This is a genomic window from Cryobacterium sp. RTC2.1, assembly GCF_035018685.1.
Classification (GTDB): Bacteria; Actinomycetota; Actinomycetes; order Actinomycetales; family Microbacteriaceae; genus Cryobacterium; species Cryobacterium glucosi.
The window spans coordinates 21,727-27,821 of the sequence record NZ_JASJXJ010000035.1 but is presented as its reverse complement, the minus strand read 5'-3'; the positions used below and the strand labels follow the sequence as shown (position 1 = coordinate 27,821).

Sequence of the window (6,095 nt, the reverse complement as noted above, 5' to 3'; positions counted from 1 at the left end):
TGCTCGACGCCCGCCAGCCGTATACCCTCAGTCCCGCAGACCTCGCACCCGGGGCCAGGTCCGGCGTACCGGAGGTCGTCGCGCTGCACTCCGTGAGCGCCTCCGCGTTCTACCACGGCGCCGGCACCGGCTACCCCCCTCCCCCAACACCGCGCGCCGCCCCACATCCGCCCCTGACCGATTCGACGGACTTTTTCCGTTCGGAACCGGTTCAACCTCCGTCCCGCGTGCCAAAAACCCGAGAACTCCGTCGAATTGGTTCGCGCGGACTCCAGCGGGCGACCAGCCGGAAGGCATACAGTGGACGGATCGCTGGTGACGTGGTCCACAACCCGACGCCGTCGGACCGGTCGCTCACCCGCTCTGTTCCGGGGAGGTGCTGTGGTGTTCGACACGATCGCTGGACGGCAGGGACGACCCGTCCCCGCGGGGACCGGGCACCGGCATCCGCTTCTGCGCCGCTGGGTGATCGCCCTCGCCGTCGTCTACGTGGTCGCCCTCGCCCTGATCGCGTTCTGGCCGGTTCCGGTCGACCGTAACATCGACGGCCCGCTGCTGCACCTGATCAACTGGCTGCACCAGCACGGCGCCCCGGGCTGGTTCCGCTACAGCACGGTCGAGTTCGGCGCGAACATCGTGCTGTTCATCCCGGTCGGGGTGTTCATCGTGGTGCTCGCCGGCGCCCGGCGCTGGTGGTTGGCGATTCTCGTCGGGTTCGCCGCGAGCTGCACAATCGAGCTCTGCCAGCTGTTCTTCCTCTCGAACCGCTTCGCGACCCTCAACGACGTCATCGCCAACACGAGCGGGGCCGTCGTCGGCGCCCTCCTCGGCCTCGTGCTGCTGATCCTCGCCGAGATCGCCCGCCCGCGCACCCACGCTGCGGATGTCTAACTCACCGTCCCGAGGAACCTCGGCCGGGGACGCCGGGCAAGTTCAGCACCGGCCGTGATGACGGGAGCCGGTTTTTCTTACTGGCCGTCGGCCGGGGAATGGCCTAGCATTTTGCTTATCAGCCGGGCAGCCTCGGCGCTGCGAAGGTCGGGGGAATCATGAAGAGAATGTCGTTCTGCGGCATGACGTTCCTCACCACGGATGCCGTTGCCGACGCGGTGCTGGAGCTGACAGCGCTGCTCACGTACGGCCACAATTCGGAACTGCTCGTGGTTCCCTCCTTCACCCTGGACGGCAGCGAAAAACTCGTCAACCTTCTTGTCGCCCCCGGCAGCGAACTCATCAGCATTCCAGAGGACGACTTCGGGGCCGAACGTGACACGTCCCGCGCAGTGGCGGTCCTGCGCGATCAAATCGACGTCCTCACTTCCGAGCGCGACACCGGAATCACCACCACACGGGCGGTCGCATCGTCGAGTGCCGACTGGGCGTCCGAAGACCACTGGGACGACGTCTACTAGCTCCGTCCGAGCCCGGCGTGCACCGTTCCCCGACCCCTAGTCAGTATCAAAACGCGCACCACGACCCGCATCCGCATTCTCGAACCCCGCACCATCACCAGGTCCGGGCTCAGCACCGTCCCAGCCTAGAATCGCGTTTCGCGCGCCGAGTACATGAGCGCGCATCGTCGCTTCGGCCCACAGCGCATCGTGCGTTCGGAGCGCGGCGAGGAGGTCTCTATGGTGGTGGTTGCTGATAGCCCGAAAATGTCCGCCCTCACGGCGGAAGACCTCCGCCATCATCGGCACACGGCCGACGGAGTTGATCAGCCGGACCAGCTTCTGATGCCCCGATGCCGCTATGACAACGTGGTGGAATTCGGCGTTGAGCTCGCCCAGGCGGGCGACACCCTCGTCGTCAGTGGACAGCACAAAATCGTCCATCGCGACGATGAGTTCAGCGAGTCGAGCGAGAGTGACGTCGTCGATGCGGGCCGCAGCCAGGCCGGCGGCGCGACTCTCCAGATCGCCGCGCAGCACGTACGTGTCCCGCACCTGTTCCTTCGTCCAGGAGACGACCGTCGCACCGCGATGGGGCGTGAATTCCACCAACCCGGACTCGTGCAGGCGGCGGAGAGCCTCACGAACCGGGGTGCGGCTGAGACCCAGCTCTTCCGCAAGGGACTGCTCCCTGATCACCGCTCGTGCGGGGATCTCGCCCGAAAGGATGCGACGACGGAGGTACTCGAACGCGGCCTCCCCGCCCGTCACTCCCTCCGGAGCACGTGTGGCTTGGGTTGTCTGCACTGACGTCATGGCCTATCCATTTCTTACGAGCATGCGCGCAAAACCTCTGAACGCGCAGAACACTTTCGGGTGAACACGATTATCGTCCAGAAGCGCCATCTGGGCAACGACTTTAACGCTCGGTGTTAGCGCTCCCCCCGCCGCTGTGGTGTCGACCTCGCCTCAGATCAGGTCCATCCCCGAGTTTTCCCACCCGCAGCCCTCTCGCGGGCACCGATCCACCCAGGACCGCACGTCAAGCTCCGCCAGCATGGCATAAGGCCCGCGCACGACAGGGCTGTCGCAGTTCGGGCACAAGAGAATGAACATGCGATCATCGTAGGCACAATCTGGCTTGAGGAGCCAGCCACGCAGTGTCACATCCCCGCGGTAGAGGTCACTTCCTTGCAACCGGCCCGACGACCACGCCACGCTGTACGACTGCCGCCCCAGGACCTACGGCGCCGGGACTATCTGCATGGTCTGGTACTCTGGCTCGAACGTGTCGAGGGTATCCGTCTGGAACGCGTGCTGCACTGTCGCGAGCTTCGCCAGGTCGAGGTTCACGATCGACTGCCCGTCGCTCGACACTGCGATCCCCTTGGTCGGCGCCGTGAAGAACGTGAAATCCGTCGAGCCGATGCTGGCCAGCGACCCCGCAAGCGCCGTCAGGTAGTCCACGTTGAGGCCTTCGTCCACGGCAATGTACGGACGCACCGCAGACAAGAGGGCGGAGACCTTGCCGGGATCGGTCAGCGTCTCCGGCTGCATCGCCTTGGTGAGCGTGGCCCGCATCACCAGCTGCTGGTTGCGCACCCGTTGGAAGTCCCCGTCGGGGAACGCCCGCCACTCGCGCGCGAAGGCGAGGGTCTCGTCGCCGGTGAGGTGCTGCATCCCCGACGGGTAGTAGTGATCGCTCGCGGAGGACTGGAAACCGACCGGGTTCAGGATGTCCACCCCGCCGAGCGCATCGGTGAGCCCCTTGTACCCGGCGTAGTCCACGAGTGCGACGTGGTCGATGCGCGTGCCGATGAGTCCCTCGATCGTCTGCACGGCGAGCGGAACGCCGCCATAGGAGAGCGCCGCGTTGATCTTGTCCGAGCCATGGCCGGGCAGGTCGAGCCAACTGTCCCGCAGGATCGACATCACGTAGACGTGGTGCCTGTCTGCCGGAATGTGTACAACCATGATGGTGTCGGAGCGCTGTTTACTGATGTTCACGAGCGAACCGTTGACTTGATCCCACGTGTCCGAGCCCAGCAGCAGGATGTTCTGCGCCCCTGCGGCGAGCCCGGTCGATGCTGGCGGCCGGGCGGCATCCGCCGGAAACGGGTGAGACAGGGTGGGGAGCTTAAGGTCGAAGAGTCGCCCCACGATGGACCCGATGCTCGCGACACCGGCCGCCGCCGCCAGAACGAGCACGAGCACGATGGAGGTGATTCGCCAGACCCCCGACGGCTGGCGTACAGCGGCCGCCTCCGTCACGATTCTCGATTCGGATTCGACACGGTGGGCCTCCAGCAGTCGCGGTGTAAGAACGGTGCGTTTCAGGTGCAAACAATATAGCTCGGGCCGCAAGCCCTGTCCCGGGGGACGAAAGCCCAAATACACCCGCAAACGGGGGGCGACACGCCGTCTATCACCGCGTAATGACGCCGTAACCTTTCTTCAATAACCTGAGTGGCATGACCACGAAGATAACCAAAGCCGTCATCCCCGCCGCCGGGTTGGGTACGCGCTTCCTGCCCGCCACGAAGGCCATGCCCAAGGAGATGCTCCCGGTCGTGGACAAGCCGGCAATCCAGTACGTCGTGGAGGAAGCCGTCGCCGCCGGCCTCACCGACGTGCTCATGATCACGGGCCGCAACAAGAACGCGCTCGAGAACCACTTCGACCGGATGACCGAGCTCGAGGACCTCCTCGAAAAGAAGGGCGACCAGGACCGCCTCGCCAAGGTGCGTTTCGCCACCGGACTCGCCGACGTGCACTACGTGCGCCAGGGCGACCCGCTCGGTCTCGGCCACGCCGTATTGCGTGCAAGGATGCACATCGGGTTCGAGCCCTTCGCCGTTCTCCTGGGCGACGACATCATCGACGACCGCGATGTGCTGCTGTCCAAGATGCTCACCGAGCAGACCAAACGCAACGCCACGATCATCGCCCTGATGGAGGTCGAGCCGGAGGCCATCCACCTCTATGGCTGCGCCGCCGTCGCGACCACGGACGACCCCGACGTGGTGAAGGTGACCGGCCTGGTCGAGAAGCCTTCCGCAGCGGATGCCCCGTCGAACCTGGCCATCATCGGTCGCTACGTGCTCCGCCCCGAGATCTTCGAGGTATTGCAGAACACCAAGCCCGGCAAGGGCAACGAGATCCAGCTCACCGATGCCCTGCAGGTGATGGCGGTCAACCCGCAGTTCACGGGCGGCGTCTATGGCGTCATCTTCCGCGGTCGCCGCTACGACACCGGCGACCGGCTCGACTACATCAAGGCCATCGTGCAGCTCGCTGTCGACCGCCCCGACCTCGGCCCGGACCTGCGCGTCTGGCTGCAGGAGTTCGCCGCGACCCTCGAATAGCGGGAGCACGCAGCACCCCGAAGGGGCACGGAACCGTCTGGTTCCGTGCCCCTTCTTGTGGGTACACCGGCAGTGCGTGACGAGTTCATTTCCCGGACATTGCGCTTTGTAAAAGTTCAGCACGTTCGTACTTCTTCGGCCGTATTCTGGCCAGAGTGCACTAACGATTCCGCCCCGACCCCGCCAATCGTCACCAGAGGATTCACAATGTCGTCACCGCGCCCCGAAACGCCGCCACCCTCGCCCGACTCCTTTCCTGCCGCCTGGCAGGTCGACCTAAAATCGATCCACCCGCTCGTTCTCGACAAGTTCGACAACCCGAAGGCCGTGCCGAAGATCGTCTCGGTCTACTACCCCCTGCAGGGTTGGAACAATTCGATGAAGCGCGCTGTACTCACGATCGGGCTCGTCCAAGACCTCCGCGCCGACGGGGCCACCCTCGTGCTCGCGAAATGGCGGAAGCTCGAGCGCAAGTTAACGCTGAGCACCCTGGACGTCCCAGTCGACGGAGGCTGACGACTCGTCAGACGGATGCGGCGGCGAGCTTGGGAATCAACGTCTCCAGGAACGCGGCAGTGTCTTCCCAGCCCTCGACAGCGAAGCACTCGACCCCGAGCGCGAGCACCGGGTAATCGTTGCCGTTCTCGTCGAGGCGGTCGCCCACGAAGAGCATGTCGTCGAGGGGCACACCGGTCAGCTGGGCGAGCTTCTTCATGCCGTAGGCCTTGTCGATGCCCTGTCGGGTGATATCGACAGAGGTTGACCCTCCGGAGCGCACCTCGAGGTCGGGCAGCAGTAGCTGCACCGCTTCACGCAGGGTGTTCTTCTTGCTTCCGGTCGGGTCCCAGGCGACCTTGGATGCCACGGGAGCGGCCTGGCCGAGTGCCGAGAACGTGATCTGTGAACCGCGGTCTTCGAGGATCGGGCCCCAGGTGTCGCTCTCCCAGTAGCCGAGCTGCCGGGCCGTGGTCTCTACGGCCACGAGCGCGCGCGACTTCTGATCATCCGAGAGGTACTCCGCGTAAATCTGTGTCCAGCCACCCTGCTTATGCAGGAAGTACTGCGTACCGCAGGTGGGCATCAGGTGCAGGCGGGCCAGCGCGGCGTCGTCGACGTCGATGAGGTTGTCGATGAGTTGCATGTGGAACTGGCCGATCTGGCCACCGGAAATCACGCAGACCTCCACAACACCGAGCAGGCGCACCATCAGGTCTGCCATCCGAGGATCGATCGGAGACTTGGAGGCGGCAAGAGTGTCGTCCAGGTCAAAGGCCACCAAGCGGGGAAGAGTCGTCATGAGCGTGCTGTGTTCCTATCTGAATACTGAGAATGCCCGATG

General features: G+C 64.8%; 7 protein-coding genes. 4 read left to right on the top strand and 3 right to left on the bottom strand.

From position 1 onward, the window contains the following. Positions 1-384: 384 nt before the first annotated feature. Entirely contained in the window at positions 385-891 is a 507-nt protein-coding gene (locus tag QN357_RS06785) for a VanZ family protein (RefSeq protein ID WP_322189298.1), read from the top strand. A 158-nt stretch (positions 892-1,049) separates the two neighbouring features. Next, the gene (locus tag QN357_RS06780) at positions 1,050-1,412 is read left to right on the top strand and encodes a hypothetical protein (RefSeq protein ID WP_322189296.1); all 363 of its coding nucleotides are present in this window, start codon (positions 1,050-1,052) and stop codon (positions 1,410-1,412) included. 36 nt (positions 1,413-1,448) lie between these two features. Here QN357_RS06780 and QN357_RS06775 read toward each other — a convergent pair whose 3' ends face one another. Both QN357_RS06775 and QN357_RS06770 read right to left on the bottom strand, forming a co-directional pair. Then, positions 1,449-2,207: a GntR family transcriptional regulator gene (locus QN357_RS06775; protein WP_322189294.1), complete on the bottom strand. Its 759-nt coding sequence runs from the start codon at positions 2,205-2,207 to the stop codon at positions 1,449-1,451. A 426-nt stretch (positions 2,208-2,633) separates the two neighbouring features. Further along, positions 2,634-3,662, bottom strand: a complete 1,029-nt coding sequence (locus tag QN357_RS06770) for an LCP family protein (protein WP_322136528.1) — start codon at positions 3,660-3,662, stop codon at positions 2,634-2,636. A 200-nt stretch (positions 3,663-3,862) separates the two neighbouring features. Here QN357_RS06770 and galU point away from each other — a divergent pair, with 200 nt between their 5' ends. Further along, entirely contained in the window at positions 3,863-4,756 is an 894-nt protein-coding gene (galU, locus tag QN357_RS06765) for a UTP--glucose-1-phosphate uridylyltransferase GalU (protein WP_322189292.1), read from the top strand. Positions 4,757-4,963: 207 nt separating this feature from the next. Further along, positions 4,964-5,272, top strand: a complete 309-nt coding sequence (locus tag QN357_RS06760) for a hypothetical protein (RefSeq protein ID WP_322136530.1) — start codon at positions 4,964-4,966, stop codon at positions 5,270-5,272. A gap of 7 nt (positions 5,273-5,279) precedes the next feature. Here the strand turns inward: QN357_RS06760 and QN357_RS06755 are convergent, their stop codons facing one another. Next, the gene (locus QN357_RS06755; protein ID WP_322189290.1) at positions 5,280-6,053 is read right to left on the bottom strand and encodes an HAD-IIB family hydrolase; all 774 of its coding nucleotides are present in this window, start codon (positions 6,051-6,053) and stop codon (positions 5,280-5,282) included. Positions 6,054-6,095: the final 42 nt, after the last annotated feature.